Origin of the sequence: Janthinobacterium woesei, from assembly GCF_051380875.1 — a bacterium.
Lineage (GTDB): Bacteria > Pseudomonadota > Gammaproteobacteria > Burkholderiales > Burkholderiaceae_D > Janthinobacterium.
In genome coordinates, this window is record NZ_JBNYXW010000011.1 from 223,731 (window position 1) to 245,756 (window position 22,026).

Below are 22,026 nucleotides of genomic sequence, written 5' to 3' on the forward strand. Positions count from 1 at the left end.
GCTGCCTGGACGATCAGTTAAACTTGCCGTTTTACTGATGCTGGCGCTGTTTGATCATGAAAATTTGTCTACCCTTATTGAAAACGGTATTGCTGGGAGCTAGCTGCGTGCTTGCCGGGTCCGGCATTGCCGCCGCGGCCGCACCGTACCCGAATACCAGCGCCATGGGCGTGGGCCACGCGGAAAGCACGGCCTGGTATGCCGGCTGCCTGAAGGTGAAGGATGCCGCTCCGCCGCCGGCCCACTTGCCGGCGCCGTCCGCCGTTGCATCCTTGCAGCAATGCCAGGCAAGCGACCTGTATTACGATACCAAGAGTATGTCCTCGCCCAAGCCCGCCGATTGGCGTCCCGTGCGCCATTGCGCGCTGGCAACCCAAAACAGTGGCGTATTGATGATGTTGTACCAGAACGGGCAAGGCGTGCAGAAAGAGCCGTTGCTGGCGCTCAAGTATGCGTGCAGCATCGATGCGGCACCGGCAGAGATGCTGGGCCGCATCGAGCACTTGCAGCAGATCAATGCCAGCGGTCGCGGCATGATCGACCTGTGCGACGACATCACCAGTGGCTACATGATGGGCGTGTGCGGCGCCATCGATGCGCGGCAAAAGCAGCGCGTGCGCGTGCAAACGGCAGGCAAGTTCAGCGACGGCTGGCCTGCCGTGGCGCAAGCCTCGCTGCAAAAACTGCAGGCGGCGGCGGGCAAGTTTGCCGATGCCCGTGCGGCCAATGAAACGGACTTGAGCGGCACGGCGCGCGCCGCCATGAGCATCGCTGCCCGCACGGCCGAGCTCGATCTGCTGGCGCAGGACTTGCGCGAGTATGAGGCGGGGAAATTGCCTGTGAGTATATCGAATGCGCAGGCGGCGGCGCTCGACAAGGAACTCAATGCCATCTACGCCAGGCTGATGAAAAAGCCCGTGGAAACCTATGCGGGCGCCGTGGGCAAGGATGGCATCCGCGCCACGCAGCGCCTGTGGCTGGCGTACCGCGATGCCTGGATGAATTTTGGCGCCGTACGCTTTCCCGCAGTGAGCAGCGAAACCTGGGTAGCCAGGCTGACGGCGCGGCGCAATGCGCAACTGCAAGAATTGCTGGGGCATTAAAACATGCGGAACGCGTCATCACGAAGACGACTATTGCCAGAGTGAGCTGTGCACCGCAGCGCCTGCCTACGGCCACGCGCAGGCGCTGTTCGGCATGGGCTTTGATGTCAAAGCTGGTGAAGTGGTGACTCTGCTTGGCCGCAATGGCATGGGACGCTCTACCAGGATCAAATGCCTGTTTGGGATGCTGCCGGTGAAATCGGGCGCCATTACCTTCGGCGGCAAATCGCTGACGTCGATGTCAGCGCACGGCATTGCGCGGCTCGGTCTCGGGCTGGTGCCGGAGGGGCGGCAAATTTTTCCCAGCTTGTCGGTCGAAGAGAACCTGATCGCCACCGCGCGCGTGCCACGCCATGGCCAGGTCAGCCTGAAGCCGTGGGACGTGGACCGGGTGTATCGATTCTTCACACGCCTGAAGGAAAGGCGCGGCAACCATGGCTGGCAGCTATCGGGCGCCGATCATCCGTGCCGAGATCTGGGCCGCGCTGGCCGTGTTGAAACAGGAAGGATTGGCGCAGATCGTGATCAACAAGAATGTCGGGGGCATTGCTCAAGCTGGCGACCGTCACTTCGTCATGGAAAAGGGCAGGGTGGTGTGGCAGGGAGACTCTGCCCAGCTTCATCGCGAGCCCGCAATTGTTCAACAATACACGGGGGTTTCATGAGCCATTCACAATTGGTGCTGCACAATTATTTTCGCAGTTCCTCAGCATACCGCGTGCGCATCACACTGCATCTCAAATCCGCTCAATAATTTCCGCGTCCTGAAGTATTTGAGCGGACCGCTTGCGGTAGACGAGGCTGCGAAGGTTGCGTGGATCAATCATTGGCACGTGACCGGCCTGACCGCGCTGGAGCTCGAGCTGGCGCGCGATCAGCGGTGCGGCCGTTTCTGCGTTGGCGATACGCCGACCATGGCGGACTGTTGCCTTGTACCGCAATTGTTCTCCGTCAGCCGCTTTGGCCTGGACCTGGCGCCATTCCCCACCTTGCGCGCCATCGACACCGCATGCCAGGAGCTGCCAGCCTTCCAGCGCGCGCACCCGGCGCGACAGCCTGACAGCGAACAAGCCCGCGTTCCTGAAGCAGGATCTGGGTATGTTCAATCTTGAAAATGGTCGTGTGCAAAGCCTCGAAACAGCTTCAAAGGGGGAGGCTCGCTGCGTCCCGCCATGCTGACCAGCGCATACCGCCCCAGGCGCGCAACGTTGGGCTGGACCTCGATGACCTGCAGCTTGCCTGCGGCGATCCTTGCCTTGGCGGTCGCGAACATGCCGAAAAAAATAGCGTCGGTGGCTTCGACGACGTCCAGCATGCCGTTGATATCTTCGCTGTTAATCGTCATCATCCGATTCGGATGCGCCTCGGCGCCCAGTTCGGTGGCCAGATTGCGCGAAATTTCATCGCTCAAAGGCGTCGACATCACGGGATATTGACGCAACATGGTGAGATCAATCTGCTGCTGGAGCCGCAGCGGATGGCCGGCGCGACCAATAAAGCCGCCCGCCAGCGGAGTCAGTGGCTCGATGCGTAAATCGTCGAAGGCGGTCAATGCTCTCAGGTCAATTGCAATGATATCAACCGTCTCATTGCGCAATGCCTGGGTGAGCAGGCTGACCGATCCCCGCGAAATATGCACCTGCACTTTTGGATTATGTGTTGCCATCTGAATCAGAAACGGCGCCATCAGAATTGCGGCCGGCGTGGGGCCGAAACCGATGCTGATGCTGCCCAGCGCCCCTTCTTTCAACAACATGACGCCGCGTTGCAATTCATTGGCCTCGAAAATAATTCGCCGTGCGCTCGCCACGACTTGCTCGCCGTAGACGGTCAGCGTATTGCGTTTCGCGTCCCTGTCGATCAGTTTTACATTCAATGATTCTTCGAGCGCCTGAAGGCTACGGCTGAGCGCAGGCTGCGTCAGGCACAGCGCAGCTGCAGCTTTACGGAAGGACTGATGTTCGGCCAAGGCAAGCAGATGACGCAGATGGTTTAGATTCATCGATTACATTTCGTTATTGAATACGACAAACAAATGCATTGGACGTATGCATTTCCGGATTGTACATTAGCTAACCGACGCGGAAAGCATGACTGACCAGCGCGGCCAAAAAATATAACGGAGACGAGCAATGATGTTAAAGAAGCAGGCAGTTGTACTGGGATGCATGTTGGCGGGTGCCGCGTCAGTCGCCCGCGCGGTTGAGCCGGCGACATTGGCGGCCATCGACCTGCACGTAAGCGCCATCGAAAGCAAGATGATCGGTTGGCGACGTGACATCCATCAGCACCCGGAACTTTCGAACCAGGAATATCGCACGGCCGCTTTGGTGGCCGCGCACTTGCGCAAGCTCGGCCTGGAAGTTACGACAGGAGTCGGCGGCACCGGCGTGGTCGGCGTCCTCAAAGGTAAAACACCGGGCAAGGTGGTCGCCTTGCGTGCCGACATGGATGCCTTGCCGGTGAAGGAAATGGTCGACTTGCCATTCGCCTCCAAGGCAAAAGGCAAACATATGGGCAAGGAAATCGACGTGATGCACGCGTGTGGCCACGACGGGCACACTGCTATCCTGATGGCCACCGCCGAAGTGCTGGCCGGCATGCGAGACCAGATCCACGGCACCGTCAAATTTATTTTCCAGCCGGCGGAAGAGGGCCGATCCGAGGTGCCACACAGCGAAGATGAACACATCGGCGCGCGCGCCATGATAGACGCAGGGGTGTTGGACAATCCAAAAGTGGACGCGGTGTTCGGCTTGCATCTCATTCCGGGGTATTCCGTGGGCACGATCGGCTACCGGCCAGGCGCGATCCTCGCGTCGGGCGACACCTTTGCGATCAAGGTGAGCGGCAAGCAGACGCATGGCGGCTTCCCATGGAATGGCATCGATCCGATCGTCAGTGCCGCACAGATCGTGATGGGCCTGCAGACCGTGGTTAGCCGTCAATTGAACTTGACGAAGGAGGCCGCTGTTATTTCCATCGGTTCGATCCACGGCGGAAATCGCGAGAATATCATTCCCGAGAACGTCGAATTGCTTGGAACGGTGCGCACCTTTGATAATCAGATGCGCGACGACACGCTCAGACGGATGCGCATCACGGCCGAATCCATTGCGCAAGCAAGCGGCGCGAAGGCGGAGGTCCATTTCTTGAAACCGTCTTACCTGGCCACGGTCAATGATGCGAACTTGAGCGACCAGATGCTGCCGACGATGAAGCAAATTGCCGGGCAAAAAGCCATCCTGGTGCCGAAATCGAGTGCCTCGGAAGACTTTTCCGAGTTCCAGCAAAAAGTGCCGGGCCTGTTCTTTTTCCTCGGCGCGACCGATCCTAAAAAGGATGCGGCAACAGCTGCGCCCAACCATTCGCCCAAGTTTGAAATCGATGAGGCGTCGCTGGCCATCGGCACCCGGGCGATGACCGCACTGGCGCTCGACTTCCTGTCGCTGCCGTAATTCCGGCCGGTTCTACGTGCGCGATCGGGCGTATGCCAAGCCGCTGTAAGCGGCGTTCGACTTCTCAATGCAACTGGATCGGGGCGCCGCAGGCCTCCCCGGCGAGCCGGGCCGCGCGCAGTCGGTTCGCCGGGGCAGCGGTCCGGCATCGGATGCATGTTCATTATCGGCAGAATTTATAGAGGAGGAAATTCCAGCGCACCGCATAAGAAAAAATGCAATAGACAATTCCTTGACAATAGAGTGGACACATAAAAAAATGAAAAGAACTACGATTAGCATTGCCTGTGCACTGTGCAGCACATTCTGCGCAAGCTCGGCCATCGCGCAGAGCCAGGTCACCATCTACGGCCTCGTCGATACGGGTCTGGTGTGGACCAACAACGCCAATAGCAATGGCGACTCGGTGATCAAAATGCCTAGCCTGACGGGCACCTTCCCGTCGCGTCTCGGGTTTCGCGGCGCGGAAGATCTCGGTGGCGGCACCCAGGCGATCTTCGCGCTCGAGACCGGGTTTGCCCCCGATACTGGTGTCATGGGCACCGGCAATCGCCTGTTTGGTCGTCAATCTTACGTCGGCCTGAAAAACGCTACTTATGGCACATTGACCCTGGGCCGCCAAGTCAACATGACCCTCGTGGCCATGCTCAAGTCCGATGTGCTGGGGCCGAACCTGTTCAGTATCTCCGGCCTCGACCTGTACATCCCGAATGCGCGTAGCGACAATTCGATCGCCTACCTCGGCAGCTTCAACAATTTCAGCGTTGGCGCCACCTACAGTTTCGGGCGCGACACCTCGGCAGCCGGTGGCCCGGCCGCCACCGGCTGCGCAGGCGAGGTTGCCGGCAATGCCAAGGCATGCCGCCAGTGGACCGCCTTGCTCGGCTACGACAACAAGTCATTCGGCGTGACGGCGTCATACGACATCATGTACGGCAACGTGGGTGCGGCTGGCGGCTTGACTACCAGCGACAGCTCTGACCGCCGCGCAACCCTGAATGGCTACGCATTGGTCGGCCCAGTCAAGATCGGCGGTGGCGTGCTCGATCGCAAGAAGCAGGCAGCGACCGCGGCCAACAGCGTCGAATCGGACCTGTACTACCTCGGCGCGAGCTATCCAATCGCGCCGACACTGGATATTGATGCCCAGGTTGCGCGCCTGGACATCAAGAACAGCCGCGACGATACGACCTTCGCGGCCGTTCGTCTCACCCACTACCTGTCGAAACGTACCGCTGTGTACGGCATGCTCGGCTATATGAAAAATTCGGGTAACGCCGCAGTGGCCCTCGACGCCGGCGGCACCGTTGGGGTCGGCAAGAACCAGTCCGGCGTCATGACCGGCCTGCGCCACACGTTCTGATGTATCACGGGACCGAGGCGCCCCACGGCGCACACGGTCCCCGCTGGCCGCTGGCTCGTTCGCGGCCGTCATTGTCGTTGGCAGCAAACGCTCAGTACATCGCCATGGCTGTGTCCGGGTCCGGACCAGTCCATGACGAAAAAAATTCAATCTGATCAATTGACGGTGTTCACAACATTGCTGCTGGCCGCACCGTACACGCTCGCGGGCGCTGCCGCCTAGGTGGCAGCGTTCATCAAGGTCGGCCTGATGCTAGCGATAATCGGACCGTTGATGCGCAGGGCCTGTTTTCTTCGATCGGCAGCGCCTCCATATCGGCCCGGATGCCATCGCCGCGCCGCATTTGGCCCACCAGGCCTGCGCCGTCCGAGCAGCTTCAGTAAAAAACTTGCGAAGATTAGGCGTGCAGGAGCCGGATCGGTTAGACGTTACTGCCCAGGTAAGCCCTACACAGTCTTGTCGCGCCCCTCAGGCAGCGCGATCATTGCCAGGACCGTAATGGCGCTGGTGAATGCCACATACCATGCCGGCGATGCCGCGTTGCCGGTCGCGTCAATCAGCCACGTGATGACGAACTGGGTCGTGCCACCGAACAGCGCCACCCCGACGGCGTAGGCAAGCGACATGCCTGTGGCGCGTATGCTGCGCGGCAGCAGTTCCGGGATCGCCACCAGCGACGCTGCACCACTGACTGCTGTCAACGCCGCCAGCAATGCAGTAACCCCGAACAGGGCGATGATGGTCTTTTGCTCGACCAGCAACATGAAGGCCGGGTAAGTGAGCAACGTGGCCAATATGCGTGGGATCAGCATCACAGGCTTACGACCGAAGCGATCGCAGAGCCAACCGCCCAACAGCGCAAAAATCAATGTGGTGAAGCCGGATACCACTGTGGCAGCCATGGCAACCGTCGGCGCAAACTTCAGTGTCATGATGGCATAAGTGGTCATGTACATGCCCACATAAGTCGATACGGTGCCACCGAGCACGACCAGTGCCGCGAGCATGATCAGGCGGCTGTGCTGGCGCAGTGGCGATGGGCCGCTCTTGCCCTTGACAGCGGCGTCATGGTCGGACGTTTCGGGCATGGAGTGGCGTAGGTAGACTGCAACTGGAATCAGCAGCAGGCCAAGCGCGAACGGCACGCGCCAGCCCCAAGCCTGCAGTTCGGTCGGGGTCAAGGCGCTAGTCAAGGCCACGCCCAGTCCCCCTGCGGCCAGCGAGGCGATGCCTTGGCTAGCCAATTGCCAGCTTCCATACAGGCCGCGTTGGCCTGGCGGAGAAATTTCGATCAGGAAAGCGCTCGAAGGGCCAATCTCGCCGCCCAATGCCAGACCTTGCACCAACCGGCAGAGTACGACAATCAGCGGCGCCGCCACGCCGATGCTGTTATAGGAGGGGGTCAGCGCCAGTCCCAGCGTGCCGACGGTCATCAGGCCCATTGTCAACAGCATGGCCGGCTTGCGGCCCGCGCGGTCGGCAAAGACTCCGATCAGGAGGCCACCGAGGGGGCGCGAGAAGAACCCCACGCCAAATACAGCCACGGATAACAACAGACTAGTCAAGGGCGTTGTTGCCGGGAAAAAAGTCTTGCCAATATAGACGGCGAAAAAGGCATAGGTGACGAAATCGTAAAATTCGAGCGCATTGCCCGCGACAGTGGCGGCAATGACCCGCCGCGAGACACGAGCAGGTGTTGCTTTGATCAAAGCCTACCGAGCATGACCAGTGGTGGTCGGTGCCTTATCCGGTGGGATTGAGTTGAGTGTGGAACGTGCACGTATGCTCCTTGATATGGCTTGCAATGGAGTAACAATGACCGGTTCGGCGTTGACTGCCGATGCGGGTCTGCCCACTAGCCTGAATTTTGCATAAGGAGGCAAGAATGCCGTAAGTGATTGATAAAAATGGAGTTGTCTAGAAACACACCCTGTCAACACGAACACACCTTGTCCGACATGAATTCTACCCCAGAGCAACTCCGTTTGCATCCATTCCCGTCCATAGCGTCGGTACCGATTTCGCCGGCGGCGGTTCGTCGTCCGATCTCGGTCCTGTTTTGCTGCGCGGCGTCGACCTTCAGATCGGGTTGACCAGGCGCATCGCTGCAGCGTTATCTGACCGTTGCCATCAGAGTTACGTGAGCCATTCGTATCACGATATTTTGACGCAGTGCATTTACCAAATTGGCTGCGGCTACGAGGATGGGAACGACTGCGTCCTGACGCAGCTGCGGCAATTTTTCCGCGATGAAATAGCGATTGATACGGTCGAGTTCGTAGTTGGCTCCTGTCTTGGAATTCGTGAACTGATGGGCGTATTTGACTAGCATCCCAGCTGGCTTTATTTTGGAAGGACCAGCCCAAGCTGGGTTGATGACTTTTCCCCATCCCACTTCGGTCGCGTTTGCCCACTTTTTTACGGCAGCCTTGGTTGCGAAATTTTTCTTGACGCGCTCGCCGAGCTCGTTCGCACACGCTTGCCAGCCTTTGCGATGCTTATAGATGCAGGCCATCTCAGCTCTTTCCCAGTGTGGGACGAGCAGCGGCCGGCGGTCTGGCGCCTTTTGCGAGGGTGGCTTGGTTTTGTAACTGCGGGGGTATTGCGGGGTGAATCGTTGCATCGTATATCTCCATTTCTGTTGAGATACACACTAGGTAGACGGGATATTTTTTCGACGTGAAAGGCGAAAATTATTTTGCATTAGCGTTGCGACTTCACCGAATAGAAAGACTGTTCATCCGAACTCGTCTTGCGTTGGCCCAAAAGCTGCATGCCTCCCGGCGCGCCTCGGAAGCCCACTTGCTGTCCTGGCGCTGGACGAAAAAAAGGGCTTCCTGATGGAAGCCCTTGATTTCACTACTTCTTATTCGTGGTAGGCCGTGCGGGATTCGAACCTGCGACCAACGGATTAAAAGTCCGCTGCTCTACCAGCTGAGCTAACGACCCGAAAGAGGCCGCATTATATATCAGTTGAAAAAGAATGCCAAGGCATTCCTGCAGGGTGTGTTAGCCCAAAGTAGTAATGTCCCCTTCGTGCAGAGTAGTAATGTCCCCTTTTGGGATAAACGGGCACGAAATCATGGTGGTGCAGATGAGCGGCAAGGAAGTGCTGAGATCCCAGCTGATGGCGCAGCTGGTTGAGGGCAAGCTGAGGCAGAAAGAGGCGTCCGAGCGGCTCGGCGTCACCGTACGCCAAATCAAGCGACTTAAGCGTCGCTACGTTGTTGCAGGCTCTGCTGGCTTGGTGAGCGCGAAGCGGGGTCAGCCGTCGAAGCGGCGCATCGATGCCGCGTTGCTGGGCCAAGCCATGGCTCTGGTTGGCGCGCACTATGCCGACTTTGGTCCGACGCTGGCAGCGGAGAAGTTGCGCGAAGTCCATGGCGTGACACTCTCGGTCGAAACATTCCTGCAGCATTCCTGCAGGAAAATGAATATGGCTCAATGCAAGGCGGCCGTGAGCTTCAGCACTTCCGCGATGCTGCTCGTGCCGTCGATGACTTTGTGCGCGCCGGCGATGCGCAGCGGCGTCATGCCGTCGCGGATGCTCTGGCGGCGCAGCGCGTGCAGGTCGGCGCCGGACCTGATCAACTGGCTGAACGCCTGCGTCACGCCCAGCAGCTCGTAGATACCGGCGCGGCCCCGGTAGCCGCTGTGCCGGCACGGAGCGCAGCCCATGGGACGGTAGACGTTGCCTGGCCGCGCCAGCTGGCCGCCCGCCAGGCTTTGCCATTGCGCCTCGCCCGGCGCGCCATCGGGCTGCTTGCAATCGGGACACAGGCAGCGCAGCAATCGCTGCGCCAGCACGCCGATCAGGCAAGCTTCCAGCAGGTAGGCGGGCACGCCCAGTTCCAGCAGGCGCACCACGGCCGAGGGCGCGTCATTGGTATGCAGGGTCGACAGCACCAGATGGCCCGTCAGCGCGGCCTGGATGGCCATCTCGGCCGTGGCCAGGTCGCGGATTTCGCCCACCATGATGATGTCGGGGTCTTGCCGCATCAGCGCCCGCACGCCATCGGCAAACGACAGTTCCATGCCGGCCTGGGTTTGCACCTGCATCTGGTTGAAAGCGGGCTCGACCATTTCGATGGGGTCTTCCACCGTGCACACATTGACGGCGCTGCTGGCCAGCGCCTTCAAAGTGCTGTACAGGGTGGTGGTCTTGCCCGAGCCGGTCGGACCCGTTACCAGCACGATGCCGTGTGCGCGCGCCGTCAACTGTTGCCAGCGCTGTGCATCGGCCGGCGGAAAGCCCAGCTCAGACAGGCTCTTGATGGCGATCTCGGGATCGAAGATGCGCATGACGAGCTTTTCGCCAAAAGCCGTGGGCAAGGTCGACAGGCGCAGCTCGATTTCCTGGCCCTGCGCATTGCGCGTCTTGATGCGGCCATCTTGCGGGCGGCGCTTTTCCAGCACGTCCATGCGTCCCAGCAACTTGATGCGCGCCGTCATGGCCAGCATGACCACGGGCGGCACCTGGTAGGCCTGGTGCAGCATGCCATCGATGCGCAGGCGCACCAGGCCCGCGTCGCGCTTTGGCTCCAGGTGGATGTCGGAAGCGCGCTGGGAAAATGCGTATTGCCACAGCCAGTCGACGATGCGCACCACGTGCTGGTCGTTGGCGTCCAGGCTGGCTTTGTTGCGCCCCAGTTCCACCAGTTGCTCGAAATTATGCCGTAGCGCCAGGTCTTGCGTGGAGGCCAATCTGGCCACCTTGACGGAGCTGGCAAGGCTGAAAAATTGCGCGATGGCATCGGCGATGTGCAGGGGATTGGCGATCACCAGGCTCAGCTTGCGTGGCGCCAGCGTCCCCAGCTCCGCCTGCCAGGCCAGTGCATACGGCTGGGCCGTGGCGATGACGATGCGCTCTGGCGTGCTTTCCACCGGCAGGATATTGAAGCGGGCCGCATAGCCTGCCGTCATGACGTCGGCCACCTGGCTGAAATCGATGTGCAGGGGGTCGATGCGCAAATAGGGCAGGCCCGCGCGCTGCGCCAGCCAGGCGCACAGGGTATCGAGCGTCAGCGCGCCGTGGGCGATGCTGCACAGCGGATGTGGGGCGGGTGCCGGCAGATGGGCGTTCTGAGCGGCGATGGCGTTCGCTTGCGCGGCGTCAAGCAAGCCGTCTTCCTGCAGCCAGGCCAGCAATTGTGGCAATGCCAGCGGCGTATTGGATGGTGCGGGAGGGGAGGCAGGAGGGGAAACGGACATGGCCGGCGCCTTTCAGGGCTGCCGGCCGCGCAGGTGCCGGCTTTACAGCGTGCTTGCGATGCCCTTGACCCAGCTCTTGGCGGGCAGCTTGGTGTCGGCGAGGATCTGCTTGGCGCGTTCGAGCAAGGCCGCTTGCGCCTCGGTATCGAGTGCCACTTTGGTCTTGAAAGCGATTGCCACCACGTTCCCATCATGCACTTCGGGCAGGCAGATCACCTGCGCAAACGCAAACTTCATCGCCTTGATGTTTTTCGCATAGCTGGGGTGGTCGCCAAACAGGTTCACCGTCATGATGCCGTGCGGCGCCAGGCAAGCACAGCAAGCGGCGTAGAAATCGGCGCTGTCGAGCACGGGGCCGCGCGCCGTGGCGTCATACAGGTCCACTTGCAGGGCGTCCAGGGTGCCATGGTTGGCTGTGTCGTTGACGTAGTCGAGCGCATCCATCTCGCGTACGTGCAGGTGTTCGTCGTTGGGCGGCAGCTTGAACATCGAGGCGCAGATGGTGATGACGGACGGGTTCAGTTCGATGGCATCGACTTGCGCCTCGGGGAACTGGCGGTAGCAGAACTTGGTCAGCGCGCCCGTGCCCAGGCCCAGCTGGGCGAGGCGCTGCGGTTGCTTGATCCATAGCATCCAGGCCATCATTTGCTGCGCGTACTCCAGTTCCGGCCAGTCCGGCTTGCGGATGCGCATGGCGCCCTGCACCCACTCGGTGCCGAAATGCAGATAGCGCACGCCATCCATTTCCGACAGGGTAACGGGGGCGTAGCGGGGTTTGCGCGCGGGGCGCGAGGATTCGACTTGTTCGATGGATTTTCGTTTGATGAGCATAAGGCGGCCTGAAAGTGTGGCGCATTATATCGCGCCGGCGCCATAAAAAATGCCAGCCGGAAGGGCTGGCATGGTACGGGCCGGTTATTGCTTACTGTTGTGCCGGTTCGATCGATACGCGCAGGCGGATGCGTTCGCCCGGATCGTAGGACGTGATGCTCGTGTAGTTGCGGCCGCGGTAGTCATACGTGACCTGGTAGCCCGTGTTGCGCGATTCCCAGTGATCGACCTGGCGGCATTGCTTGACGGCTTGTTCCTGCACGCCACCCTGGTAGTTGTTCTGGTTGTCGACGCGGTCGCCAACGACGGCGCCGGCAATCGCGCCGGCGGCGGCGGCGGCCGTGCGGCCATTGCCGCCACCGACCTGGCTACCGAGCAGGGCGCCGGCGATACCGCCGACGATGGAACCGCCGGCGCTGCGCTGTTGCGGCGGCGCCTGCACTTGCACGTATTCCGTACGGCATTCCTGGCGTGGGCGATTGATCTGTTCCACTTGCGGCACGACGCGCACGACCTTGCCGAAATCTTCAAAGTCGGCGGCCTGGGCGAGTGGCAATGCACCGATACAAAGGGCTGACATCATCAATTTGGCTTGCAAGTTCATTTGTAACCTCGTTATGGTGAGAATCTTTCAGGGTATTTTTTACAACTTGGGGCTATAGTAATCCGACTGGCACGATGCCTGTGTTGCGCCTGGCAACAAAATGTAACAGCCCAAGCCCCTTGCCCCGCAGTCTGTAACATGCACTTTCAATCGATACAAGATGTTGATGACTTGAAACTGGCGGTTTGTAACAAATCTTGCGTTTGACATCATATTCGGGTTGATTCATGCAGGACAACACGTTACCCTCACGCGTATGGCTTATATAAAATCGCACTGAATCGCATAAAAGTTGATACAGATCGAATCACCGCGTGCGCATTGACCCGCGTGCGGGGATGCAATAAGAAGAGCAGCTAGAAGAGATCCATACATAACAGGTCGATTTGAGGGAAAAATGAGTTTGTTACTAACCGTGCCGCCCAACCTTGTCCAGTCCATCCGTGCCTTTCGCGTGACCGAATTACAAGACGAGGCGATTCGTCTCGGGCAGCACTTTTTATATGCGCATTGCAACGCCGGGCAGACGAAACAACAAGTCATCGGCATTATTGCAGAAGCATTCCTGTTTCCGAAAAATCTGGCGAAGAATTTCGATGCGCTGCGCCTGTGCCTGACGGACACCATGTTCAAGGCGGGGCCACAGACGGGTTTCCTGGTCGTGCTTGATCAATTGCCAAATACGCAAAAATTCGACAAGGAAGCGCGCGAGATCCTGCTCGACGTGTTCCGCGACGCGGCCGACTATTGGGCCGAGAAGAAAGTCCCGTTTCGCGTCTTCTATTCGTTTGAGTAAATACTTACTCTCATTTCGGTAGCGTAAAACTAGCCCTACGCCAGCCTGGCAAGCGCTATTGCACTGTGGCTGCGGCCAGCGCGCAGCTATGTTGCGGCGCAACAATGATGCCGGCCTTTCTTGGTTCGCATCGCCATAGCGGGTACAATGCGCGCTATGAAAAATATCGTTATCCTCATTTCCGGACGCGGCAGCAACATGGAAGCGGTCGTGCGCGCGGCGCAAGCTGAGCAATGGCCAGCCCGTATTGCCGCCGTCATCAGTAACCGGGCCGATGCCCAGGGATTGGTTTTTGCCGCGGAACACGGGATAGCGACGGCAGTCGTTGCCAACAAGGATTATGCCAGCCGCGAACAGTTCGATGCGGCGCTGCAAGCCGTGATCGACGGCTTTGCCCCCGACCTGGTCGTGCTGGCCGGTTTCATGCGCATCCTGACGGTGCCATTCGTCGAGCATTACGCTGGGCGCATGCTCAATATCCACCCGTCGCTGCTGCCGCTGTTCCCGGGCCTGGCGACGCATCGCCAAGCGCTCGATGCGAGCGTGACGGAACACGGCGCGACCGTGCATTTCGTGACTGCCGAGCTCGATCATGGCCCGGCCGTGGCGAGCGCGGTGGTGCCGGTCTTGCCAGGCGACACAGAAGAAAGCTTATCGGCGCGCGTGCTGGTACAGGAACATCTGCTTTACCCGCGCGCCATTCGCCTGTTCATTGACGATAAACTGTCAGTCGAGCATGGTCAGGTCCGCGTGGACCCTCAATAAAATATTACAGGAAAAATAACAATGAGATTGCCACCAGCGATACTTGCCAATGCTGAAGAAGTATTGCGCGAAATTTTACGTTTCACGGCCCCGGCCGACAGCACGCTGTCGCGCTATTTCCGCGACCATCCGCGCCTCGGTTCGCGCGAACGCGGCGCCATCGCCGAAGGCATTTATGCTGTGCTGCGCAACAAATCGTTCTTCACCGATTTCGCCGAAGCGGGCAGTGGCCCGACCATGCGCCGCCTGACTATCCTCGGCCTGGCCGAGGCGATGGGCGCTGACTCGCTGGGCGGCCTGACGGAAGAAGAGACCGAATGGCTGGAACGCATCACGCAGATCGACCGCAGCCTGATGCCGCCTAACATGCGCGCCAACATGCCAAAATGGCTGTTTGACAAGCTGATCGCCCAGTTCGGCGAAGCCGAAACCATGTTGCTGGCCGATGCGCTCAATGCGCCGGCGCCGCTGGACTTGCGCGTCAATTCGCTCAAGGCCACGCGTGAAGATGTGATGCTGGCCCTGGCCGAAGCGCCTGTCCTCAGCACGCCGACGCCGTATGCGCCGCTGGGTTTGCGCGTGATCAAGAAGCCTTCGCTGCAAAACATGCCCCTGTTCCAGAGCGGCGCCATCGAAGTGCAGGACGAGGGCAGCCAGATCCTGTCGCAGATCGTCGGCGCCAAGCGCGGCGAGATGGTGGTCGATTTCTGTGCCGGCGCGGGCGGCAAGACCCTGGCGCTGGGCGCGCTGATGCGCAACACGGGCCGCTTGTATGCCTTCGACGTGTCGGAAAAGCGCTTGGCCAAGCTGAAGCCACGCATGGCCCGCAGTGGGCTGTCGAACGTGCATCCGGTGCAGATCGCGCATGAGCGCGATGCCAAGATCAAGCGCCTGGCCGGCAAGATCGACCGCGTGCTGGTCGATGCCCCATGTAGCGGCCTGGGCACCCTGCGCCGCAATCCGGATGTGAAATGGCGTCAGCAACCGAGCTCCATCGTCGAATTGCAAGCCAAGCAGGCGGCGATCCTGGCCGGCGCGGCGCGTCTGGTCAAGGGCGGCGGCCGCCTGGTGTACGCCACCTGCAGCCTCCTGAATGAAGAAAACGATTTTATCGCCGAGCAATTCCTGGCCGCGCATCCGGACTTCACCCTGGTGCCGATGCACCAGGTGCTGGCCGAGCAGAAGATCGAGCTGGAAATGGGCGACTACTTGAAGTTACTGCCGCATCAGCACCACACCGATGGCTTCTTCGCCGCCGTGTTCGAGCGCAAGATCATGCCGAAAAAAGTCTACGCCGATGAAAAACCGGCCGACGACGTTGACGCTGAACAAGCCGAGTAAGTCTGTCACGGGCTGCCGCTGCACCCTGCAGCGGCACCCGGCAATGCCGCCAGCCCGCCTGGCGGCATGGGCCACCAGCCCATCCGTAGTACCTTCCGTCCCACCTTCCGGACCGCCTCCGCCATGAATCAAACCCCACTGCTGAACCTGATCACTGACTTTGTTGATGATTTCCGTCAACCGGCCATCCTGTGGCAGGCGCTGGCCATTGTTGCCTGCCTGGCCTTGAGCTGGCTGCTGGTGCGGCAGTTGCGCGAGTTCCTGCACAAGCGGGCCGAAGCGGCGGCCACGCCGGCGAACCCGGAAACGTTGCAGCGCACGGATAGTTTCATCCGCATCTTCACGCCCGTGCTGGCGGCCATGCTGCTGGGCATTGCGCAGCATTTCCTGGCCAGGTTCCAGAGCGTCAACCTGCTGAGTATTGCCATTCCCCTGTGCACTTCGATGGCGCTGGTGCGTTTCGGCTTTTATGTGCTGCGACGTATTTTTGCCCGCCACGGCGAGATCAGCCCCACGATGTTGCTGCTGGAAAAGATCTTCACGGTGGTGGTGTGGGCCGGCATGGCCCTGTATATCACCGGATTGTGGCCGGAGCTGCATGCATTTCTCGAAGGCATCATCGTGCCGCTGGGGCGCAACAAGGTCTCCGTGGCGGCCATCTTGCAGGCGGCCATTTCGGTCGCCGTGCTGCTGGTACTGGCCATGTGGGCCGGCACCTCGCTCGATGAGCGCCTGATGAAAATGGAGGGCTTGCACACGTCCTTGCGCGTGGTGCTGTCGCGCATGGGACGCGCGGTGCTGATCCTCGTTTCCGTGCTGGTCAGCTTGTCGCTGGTGGGCATCGATTTGACGGTCTTGTCCGTGTTCGGTGGCGCCTTCGGCGTGGCGCTCGGTTTCGGCCTGCAAAAGATTGCCGCGAACTTCGTTTCCGGCTTCATCATCCTGCTCGACCGCAGCCTGACCATCGGCGACATGATCACCGTCGGCCAATTTACGGGCAAAGTCACGCAGATCAATACACGCTATACTGTGTTGTTGGGCGGCGATGGCGTTGAATCCATCGTGCCGAATGAAATGCTGATTTCCGGCGGCGTGCAGAACATGTCGCTGAGCAACCGCATGGTGTGGCTGTCGACGGCCGTGTCGGTTGGCTATGAAACGGATCTCGATGCCATCTTTCCCTTGCTGGAAGCGGCGGCGGCCAAGGTTCCGCGCGTGTCGCAAAGCAATCCGCCATCGGTCACCCTCGTGCGTTTCGGCGCCGACGGCCTGGATCTGCAGATCGGTTTCTGGATCGCGGACCCGGAAAACGGCACCGGCGGGGTGAAGTCGAATGTGAACCGCGCCATTTGGCGCACCTTGCAGGAACACAAGGTCAGTGTACCGTTCCCGCAACGCGAATTGCGTATTGTTGGTACGCCTGCCGCACCGCTCACCAGCGCTGCGGAGGGTGAATCCGCGCCTGCCGGCACGTAGCCTTAACCCCGCTGCGTGTCCTCGTTTTTGCCTGATCGCGCCCATTAGAGCGTACAATTATAGGGCGTACAATCACCAATCACGCCTAAAAAACTCTGCCGGACCTCCAGAGCGACTGGAGCGACCGTGCGCATGCCCTGTCCACTTGGAGTAGTAGTAATGACATTGAGTTCCGTTTTACACGACGTATTGCAGTTCATGGCAACTGGCATTACTGATCTGTCCGCATGGCAAGTTTTCTTGTACACCATGGTGGTCACGCATATCACGATCGCCAGCGTCACGATTTACCTGCATCGCCACCAGGCTCACCGCGCGCTGGAATTGCATGCGATTCCCAGTCATTTCTTTCGTTTCTGGCTGTGGCTGACGACGGGCCAGGTCACCAAGGAGTGGGCGGCAATTCACCGCAAGCACCACGCCAAATGCGATACGGAAGAAGATCCGCACAGCCCCGTGACGCGCGGCATCAAGAAAGTCTTCTGGGAAGGCGCCGAGTTGTACCGCGCTGAATCGAAGAACCTGGAAACCATGGCAAAGTATGGCCATGGCACGCCGACCGACTGGATCGAGCGCAATCTGTACACCAAATACAGCTGGCTGGGCGTGGTGTCGCTGTTCGTCATCAATTTCATCCTGTTTGGCGTGATCGGCATTTCCGTGTGGGCCGTGCAAATGATGTGGATCCCCATCACGGCGGCCGGCATCATCAACGGCATCGGCCACTATTGGGGCTACCGCAACTATGACTGCGCCGACGCGGCCACCAATATCATTCCATTCGGTATCCTGATCGGTGGCGAAGAGTTGCATAACAATCACCATACGTATGCAACGTCGGCCAAGCTGTCGTCGAAGTGGTATGAAATCGATATTGGCTGGGCGTACATCCGCGCGCTGGAAATGCTGGGCCTGGCAAAAGTCAAAAAGCTGGCGCCGGAGCCGAAGTTCTCGCACGGCAAGCTGGAAGCGGACTTCGAGACCTTGCAGTCGGTCATCGCCAACCGCTATGACGTGATGGCCAAATATGCGAAGTCGATCAAGCATGCCTGGAAGGAAGAGCTGGAACACTTGAAGCACAAGGCCGAACTGGAAAAGCGTTTCCTGAAATCGTCGCGCAAGCTGATGCAGCGCGAACCGGGCAAGCTGGCCGATGCGCACCACGAGCAGTTGTCGGAATTGTTCCAGCACAGCAAGGCGCTGGAAACCATGCACCACATGCGCGTGGAATTGGGCGCCATCTGGGAGCGTTCGCACTTTACGCGCGAACAGTTGCTGCACAAGCTGCAAGACTGGTGCACGCGCGCCGAAGCGTCGGGTATCAAGTCGCTGCAGGATTTCTCCTTGCGCCTGCGCAGCTATGCCTGATAGCAGATTGATGTGAAGATTGATGTGAGACAGTGGCTCCGCTTGCGGGGCCATTTTTTTCCCGCCATCCATTGCCTGGAGTGCGGATAAATATCGGGACGTAAAAAAACCGCTCGAAAGCGGTTTTTTCACGAAGCAAAGATCGATTACTTGATCTTGGTTTCTTTGTACGTTACGTGCTTGCGTGCTTTAGGATCAAATTTCATGATCTCCATTTTCGCAGGCGTCGTACGCTTGTTTTTGGTAGTCGTATAGAAGTGACCCGTACCGGCGGTCGATTCTAACTTGATTTTGTCGCGGCCTGATTTTGCCATGATAGCTCCCTTATTCTGCTAATTAGACTTTTTCGCCACGAGCGCGCATGTCGACCAATACGGCGTCGATGCCGACTTTATCGATGACGCGCAGACCGGCGTTGGACAAACGCAGGGAGACCCAGCGGTTTTCAGATTCAACAAAAATACGACGATTTTGCAAGTTAGGCAAAAAACGACGTTTGGTTTTGTTGTTTGCATGGGAAACATTGTTGCCGACCATCGGCTTCTTCCCAGTGACTTGGCAAACACGTGCCATGGCGCACTCCTTAAAGATATTCCAAATTGGAAAAACGAGAGTATATCCAAAATAAGCAGATTTATCAATGACTTGCGAAAAACAATTGTGTCTTGTTGTTTTGAATTAATTTAACAATTTGACTTTTACGTGTTTTCATAGGGGCGATGCTTGTAAACCACCGTGTTTACTGCTAGATAAGTAGCTGGCCATGCTTGCGTATGTCCTTGTTTACACATGGTTAACTACCGCTTGGCCGATGCCATGCGGCAAGCAGCCTAGATCTGGCCGTGTTCGGCAAACGAATGCACTTGCCGCCCGGCCACGATAAAATGGTCGAGGACGCGCACGTCGACCAGCGACAAGGCCTGCACCAGCGCGCGCGTCAGCAGCAAGTCCGATTCGCTGGGCTCGGGCGTGCCGGACGGGTGGTTGTGGGCCAGCATGACGCTGGCCGCGTTGTGCAGCAGCGCCTGCTTGACCACTTCACGCGGATAGACGTTGGTATGGGTAAGGGTGCCGCGAAACATTTCCTGGCTGGCGATCAGGCGGTTCTTGACGTCCAAAAACAACACGTGAAATGCTTCATGCGCCAGGTTGCCCAGGGTCAGGCGCAAATAATCCTTGACGGCGTGCGGTGAATTCAAGGCCTGGCCCGTCTGCAAATCTTCGATGATGGCGCGCCGCGCCAGTTCCAGCACCGCTTGCAGCTGGGCAAACTTGGCGCTGCCCATGCCGTGCACTGCGGAAAAGCTCACCAGGCTGGCGCCAAACAGGCCCCGTAAGGAACCGAAGTGCGCCACCGTCTCGCGCGCCAGCTGCACCGCACTCTTGCCGCGCACGCCCGTGCGCAGGAACACGGCCAGTAATTCCGCATCCGACAGCGACTGCGCGCCCTCCTTGATCAGGCGCTCACGCGGCCGTTCACTGGCCGGCCAATCCTTGATTGCCATGCTGTTCTCCTGTTTTGCGTTGTGCGGGTCTGGCAGGAAAAAAACGCTGTCCTGTCCCTGCGCTGTCATCGCTGGCCCCACACTGCATTATCAGTACCGCGCAGCGCGCGGTACTGATATGCGCCTAATCGTCGGGAAATTCGCTGTCACCTGGACGTAGGCGCAAATGCGTGCAGATGTTGCCTTTGGTAGTGTTTTATTTCCAGTTGGCAATTTAATCATGTATGACTTATGATATTCATCATTGCCAATTTTGCTACGCAAGCGTGGCAACCACTGATGCAATACCGGGCAGTGCAGGCTGGCTGCAATTTTGATATTTTTAATCAGTAAACTACGATCTCATGAAAAAAAGCATCGCCTTGATATTCGCCACCTTGATTTTCGCACAGCCTGTGCAAGCGCAAAACCTGGATGCCCTGACGCCCGAGCAGCAAAAACAGGTGCTGAATATGCTGTTGCAGCAGCAAATGGGGCGTGCCTTGCAGGTGCAGGGTGCTGCGCCACAGGCAGCGCCTGCCAATCTGCTGCCACAGCGTAGTGATGCGGCGCTGGCAACTGCTTTCAATCAATTTCCAACACTGACGCAAGGTGTGCAATTTGAGCGCTTTCGCGACGGTTTTGCCATCAATGGCCAACGTTACATCGATCCGGAAGGTAAGATCACGACCTACGGTTTTGATGCACAGTCGGGCGATTTTACGTACCTGGCGGAAACCAGCCCTGGTGAATACGTGCTCAAGGCTGGCCGCGCCCTGGCCAATGCCGAGCCGATCACCATTGCCACGGCACAAAAGCAGGGGCAGTTGTGGCAGGTCATGACAGTGACGGGCAAAAAATTCAATGGCTACCGCCTGATACCGTCATCGCGCGGCTTCGTGATCTCCCGCGACAATACGGGTTTTCGCTATGTTCCCGGCGTCGGCACGACCAATATCATCGCGCCGGAAGCGTTTTCTATTGCTGCCCTGCAAAATGGTGATATTGCCAATACCGGCTATATTCTGCTCGAACGCACGCCCACGTCGAACGGCACGCAAGCGGGCAATTCGCTGGGCGCCCTGTTCAGCGCCGTGCAATCGCTGGGCGCCTCCGTGGGCATGAGCAAGAAAGAGGATTATGCGCTGCTCAATATCCAGAATAATCGCTTGGTGCCGGTGAATATCTCGCTGGAAAGCAAGCAGGTGCAGGTGATGAGCGCTTGCAAGCAAAAAAATTATTTTGTTGCCAAATGCGCGCAGATGGATTCCTTCGAAAGCGCCTACGAGCCGAACGGCACGCGCAACATGAGCCATTATTTCTGGCGCATTAATTGGTTCAATGTGCCAGGACGGCCTATCCTGGTGTCGCAGGAAGGTGGGCTGGGCAAGGTGTCGGCCACCGATCTCCATAGCGGCAAGAAGGTGATTCTGTTTGAGCGCGCGCTGGGCATTGCCGCCTTCTCTGCCACGCAAGATGCCAACGGCAAGATCGGCGTGACTGCGCAGATGGGCTTTTCCAGCGAATCGAAGGACGATGTGCTGGCCTTGCTCGACAGCTTGCCTGATGTGGCAGAAAAAGCTGCTAACTGAGTGGGCGGCTGTGGCGCGCATGACATGGCTGGAGCGCCACCGGCTGTCAGGAACGTTGGCGTTTTTGCCTTGATGGGGGCCAAGACGGCGCTTCTTTGATACGGCATGGGGCGTAGTCGCTCAGGGTGGCTTACAATATCGTTTTGCACCAGTCACCTGAAAACTCACTATGTCCAACGAGCAACCAGCAGTCGTCACCGAAGCGGCTTACCTCACCCTGCATTATCGTCTTGCTACTGTTGACGGTACTGATATTGTCACTACCTTTAGCGGAAATCCCGCCACGTTGATGCTGGGACAGGGCCAGCTGGCGCCGTTCCTCGAACAACGCTTGCTAGGTTTGCCTGAAGGCACGCACAAGACCTTCGAACTGGCCGCTGGCGAAGGCTTTGGCGAGCGTAATGCCGAACTGGTGCAGTCCGTCTCGCGCGCCACCCTGGATGAAAACTCGGTGCCGGGCGCCGACTACAAGATTGGCGACCTGGTCGACTTCGCTGCGCCGGGCGGCGGCCGCTTTGCCGGCGTGCTGCGCGAACTGCGCGACGATTCGGCCCTGTTCGACTTCAATCATCCGCTGGCGGGCCAGCCGCTGCGCTTTGAAGTCAAACTCATCTCGGTCCTGTAAAGAAGGAGT

Annotated in this window: 21 protein-coding genes, 1 tRNA gene and 1 pseudogene; 14 read left to right on the forward strand and 9 right to left on the reverse strand. The window is 59.0% G+C overall.

What is annotated here, in order from left to right:
* Positions 1 to 56 precede the first annotated feature (56 nt).
* The 3 genes from ACQ4W6_RS14970 (at position 57) to ACQ4W6_RS14980 (ending at position 2,215) form a co-directional block, all read left to right on the forward strand.
* A complete protein-coding gene (locus ACQ4W6_RS14970; RefSeq protein ID WP_436567964.1) occupies positions 57 to 1,103 on the forward strand; it encodes a lysozyme inhibitor LprI family protein in 1,047 nt (348 codons plus the stop codon).
* Positions 1,072 to 1,857, forward strand: a complete 786-nt coding sequence (locus tag ACQ4W6_RS14975; RefSeq protein ID WP_436567965.1) for an ATP-binding cassette domain-containing protein — start codon at positions 1,072 to 1,074, stop codon at positions 1,855 to 1,857. The genes ACQ4W6_RS14970 and ACQ4W6_RS14975 overlap by 32 nt, the downstream gene beginning before the upstream one ends.
* A 79-nt stretch (positions 1,858 to 1,936) precedes the next feature.
* Positions 1,937 to 2,215, forward strand: coding sequence for a glutathione S-transferase C-terminal domain-containing protein (locus tag ACQ4W6_RS14980; protein WP_436567966.1), 279 nt, complete (start codon positions 1,937 to 1,939; stop codon positions 2,213 to 2,215).
* On the opposite strand, the gene ACQ4W6_RS14985 is transcribed toward ACQ4W6_RS14980, so the two are convergent.
* Positions 2,206 to 3,105: a LysR family transcriptional regulator gene (locus ACQ4W6_RS14985; RefSeq protein WP_436567967.1), complete on the reverse strand. Its 900-nt coding sequence runs from the start codon at positions 3,103 to 3,105 to the stop codon at positions 2,206 to 2,208. The two genes, ACQ4W6_RS14980 and ACQ4W6_RS14985, sit on opposite strands and share 10 nt — an antisense overlap.
* A gap of 130 nt (positions 3,106 to 3,235) precedes the next feature.
* On the opposite strand from ACQ4W6_RS14985, the gene ACQ4W6_RS14990 reads away from it, so the two are divergent.
* Both ACQ4W6_RS14990 and ACQ4W6_RS14995 read left to right on the forward strand, forming a co-directional pair.
* Positions 3,236 to 4,561 (forward strand): amidohydrolase, encoded by a 1,326-nt coding sequence (locus ACQ4W6_RS14990; RefSeq protein WP_436567968.1) that lies wholly within the window; start codon positions 3,236 to 3,238, stop codon positions 4,559 to 4,561.
* Between the two features lie 259 nt (positions 4,562 to 4,820).
* The gene (locus tag ACQ4W6_RS14995) at positions 4,821 to 5,924 is read left to right on the forward strand and encodes a porin (RefSeq protein ID WP_436567969.1); all 1,104 of its coding nucleotides are present in this window, start codon (positions 4,821 to 4,823) and stop codon (positions 5,922 to 5,924) included.
* Positions 5,925 to 6,370: 446 nt separating this feature from the next.
* Here ACQ4W6_RS14995 and ACQ4W6_RS15000 read toward each other — a convergent pair whose 3' ends face one another.
* A complete protein-coding gene (locus ACQ4W6_RS15000) occupies positions 6,371 to 7,633 on the reverse strand; it encodes an MFS transporter (RefSeq protein ID WP_436567970.1) in 1,263 nt (420 codons plus the stop codon).
* A 350-nt stretch (positions 7,634 to 7,983) separates the two neighbouring features.
* On the opposite strand from ACQ4W6_RS15000, the gene ACQ4W6_RS15005 reads away from it, so the two are divergent.
* A complete protein-coding gene (locus tag ACQ4W6_RS15005; RefSeq protein WP_436567971.1) occupies positions 7,984 to 8,253 on the forward strand; it encodes a transposase in 270 nt (89 codons plus the stop codon).
* Between the two features lie 544 nt (positions 8,254 to 8,797).
* Here the strand turns inward: ACQ4W6_RS15005 and ACQ4W6_RS15010 are convergent.
* Positions 8,798 to 8,873: transfer RNA gene (locus ACQ4W6_RS15010), tRNA-Lys, on the reverse strand.
* A gap of 178 nt (positions 8,874 to 9,051) precedes the next feature.
* Here ACQ4W6_RS15010 and ACQ4W6_RS15015 point away from each other — a divergent pair.
* Positions 9,052 to 9,135, forward strand: a pseudogene (locus ACQ4W6_RS15015) (hypothetical protein); the annotation flags it as partial.
* A gap of 230 nt (positions 9,136 to 9,365) precedes the next feature.
* Here the strand turns inward: ACQ4W6_RS15015 and ACQ4W6_RS15020 are convergent.
* The 3 genes from ACQ4W6_RS15020 to ACQ4W6_RS15030 form a co-directional block, all read right to left on the reverse strand.
* Entirely contained in the window at positions 9,366 to 11,135 is a 1,770-nt protein-coding gene (locus tag ACQ4W6_RS15020) for a GspE/PulE family protein (RefSeq protein ID WP_436567972.1), read from the reverse strand.
* A 42-nt stretch (positions 11,136 to 11,177) separates the two neighbouring features.
* The gene (locus ACQ4W6_RS15025) at positions 11,178 to 11,966 is read right to left on the reverse strand and encodes a spermine/spermidine synthase domain-containing protein (RefSeq protein WP_436567973.1); all 789 of its coding nucleotides are present in this window, start codon (positions 11,964 to 11,966) and stop codon (positions 11,178 to 11,180) included.
* 91 nt (positions 11,967 to 12,057) lie between these two features.
* Entirely contained in the window at positions 12,058 to 12,570 is a 513-nt protein-coding gene (locus ACQ4W6_RS15030) for a glycine zipper 2TM domain-containing protein (protein WP_436567974.1), read from the reverse strand.
* 397 nt (positions 12,571 to 12,967) lie between these two features.
* Here ACQ4W6_RS15030 and ACQ4W6_RS15035 point away from each other — a divergent pair, with 397 nt between their 5' ends.
* The 5 genes from ACQ4W6_RS15035 (at position 12,968) to ACQ4W6_RS15055 (ending at position 18,316) form a co-directional block, all read left to right on the forward strand.
* Complete coding sequence (locus ACQ4W6_RS15035; RefSeq protein WP_436567975.1) at positions 12,968 to 13,366, forward strand: barstar family protein; 399 nt, start codon at positions 12,968 to 12,970, stop codon at positions 13,364 to 13,366.
* Positions 13,367 to 13,522: 156 nt separating this feature from the next.
* The gene (gene purN / locus ACQ4W6_RS15040) at positions 13,523 to 14,131 is read left to right on the forward strand and encodes a phosphoribosylglycinamide formyltransferase (protein ID WP_436567976.1); all 609 of its coding nucleotides are present in this window, start codon (positions 13,523 to 13,525) and stop codon (positions 14,129 to 14,131) included.
* Between the two features lie 21 nt (positions 14,132 to 14,152).
* On the forward strand, positions 14,153 to 15,472 hold the full coding sequence (locus ACQ4W6_RS15045; RefSeq protein ID WP_436567977.1) for an RsmB/NOP family class I SAM-dependent RNA methyltransferase: 1,320 nt from the start codon (positions 14,153 to 14,155) through the stop codon (positions 15,470 to 15,472).
* A gap of 123 nt (positions 15,473 to 15,595) precedes the next feature.
* Positions 15,596 to 16,948 (forward strand): mechanosensitive ion channel family protein, encoded by a 1,353-nt coding sequence (locus ACQ4W6_RS15050; protein WP_436567978.1) that lies wholly within the window; start codon positions 15,596 to 15,598, stop codon positions 16,946 to 16,948.
* 159 nt (positions 16,949 to 17,107) lie between these two features.
* Complete coding sequence (locus ACQ4W6_RS15055) at positions 17,108 to 18,316, forward strand: DesA family fatty acid desaturase (protein ID WP_436567979.1); 1,209 nt, start codon at positions 17,108 to 17,110, stop codon at positions 18,314 to 18,316.
* A 146-nt stretch (positions 18,317 to 18,462) separates the two neighbouring features.
* Here the strand turns inward: ACQ4W6_RS15055 and rpmG are convergent, their stop codons facing one another.
* From rpmG to radC, 3 genes are all read right to left on the reverse strand, one after another.
* Complete coding sequence (rpmG, locus tag ACQ4W6_RS15060) at positions 18,463 to 18,630, reverse strand: 50S ribosomal protein L33 (protein ID WP_010400929.1); 168 nt, start codon at positions 18,628 to 18,630, stop codon at positions 18,463 to 18,465.
* A gap of 22 nt (positions 18,631 to 18,652) precedes the next feature.
* Positions 18,653 to 18,889 carry a 50S ribosomal protein L28 gene (rpmB, locus tag ACQ4W6_RS15065; protein ID WP_010400928.1) on the reverse strand — a complete coding sequence of 79 codons (237 nt, stop codon included), beginning with the start codon at positions 18,887 to 18,889 and terminating at the stop codon, positions 18,653 to 18,655.
* A 257-nt stretch (positions 18,890 to 19,146) separates the two neighbouring features.
* Positions 19,147 to 19,821, reverse strand: coding sequence for a RadC family protein (gene radC, locus ACQ4W6_RS15070; RefSeq protein WP_436567980.1), 675 nt, complete (start codon positions 19,819 to 19,821; stop codon positions 19,147 to 19,149).
* A 344-nt stretch (positions 19,822 to 20,165) separates the two neighbouring features.
* On the opposite strand from radC, the gene ACQ4W6_RS15075 reads away from it, so the two are divergent.
* Together ACQ4W6_RS15075 and ACQ4W6_RS15080 are read left to right on the forward strand one after the other, a co-directional pair.
* Positions 20,166 to 21,392, forward strand: a complete 1,227-nt coding sequence (locus ACQ4W6_RS15075) for a hypothetical protein (RefSeq protein ID WP_436567981.1) — start codon at positions 20,166 to 20,168, stop codon at positions 21,390 to 21,392.
* Between the two features lie 169 nt (positions 21,393 to 21,561).
* Positions 21,562 to 22,017, forward strand: a complete 456-nt coding sequence (locus tag ACQ4W6_RS15080) for an FKBP-type peptidyl-prolyl cis-trans isomerase (RefSeq protein ID WP_436567982.1) — start codon at positions 21,562 to 21,564, stop codon at positions 22,015 to 22,017.
* Positions 22,018 to 22,026: the final 9 nt, after the last annotated feature.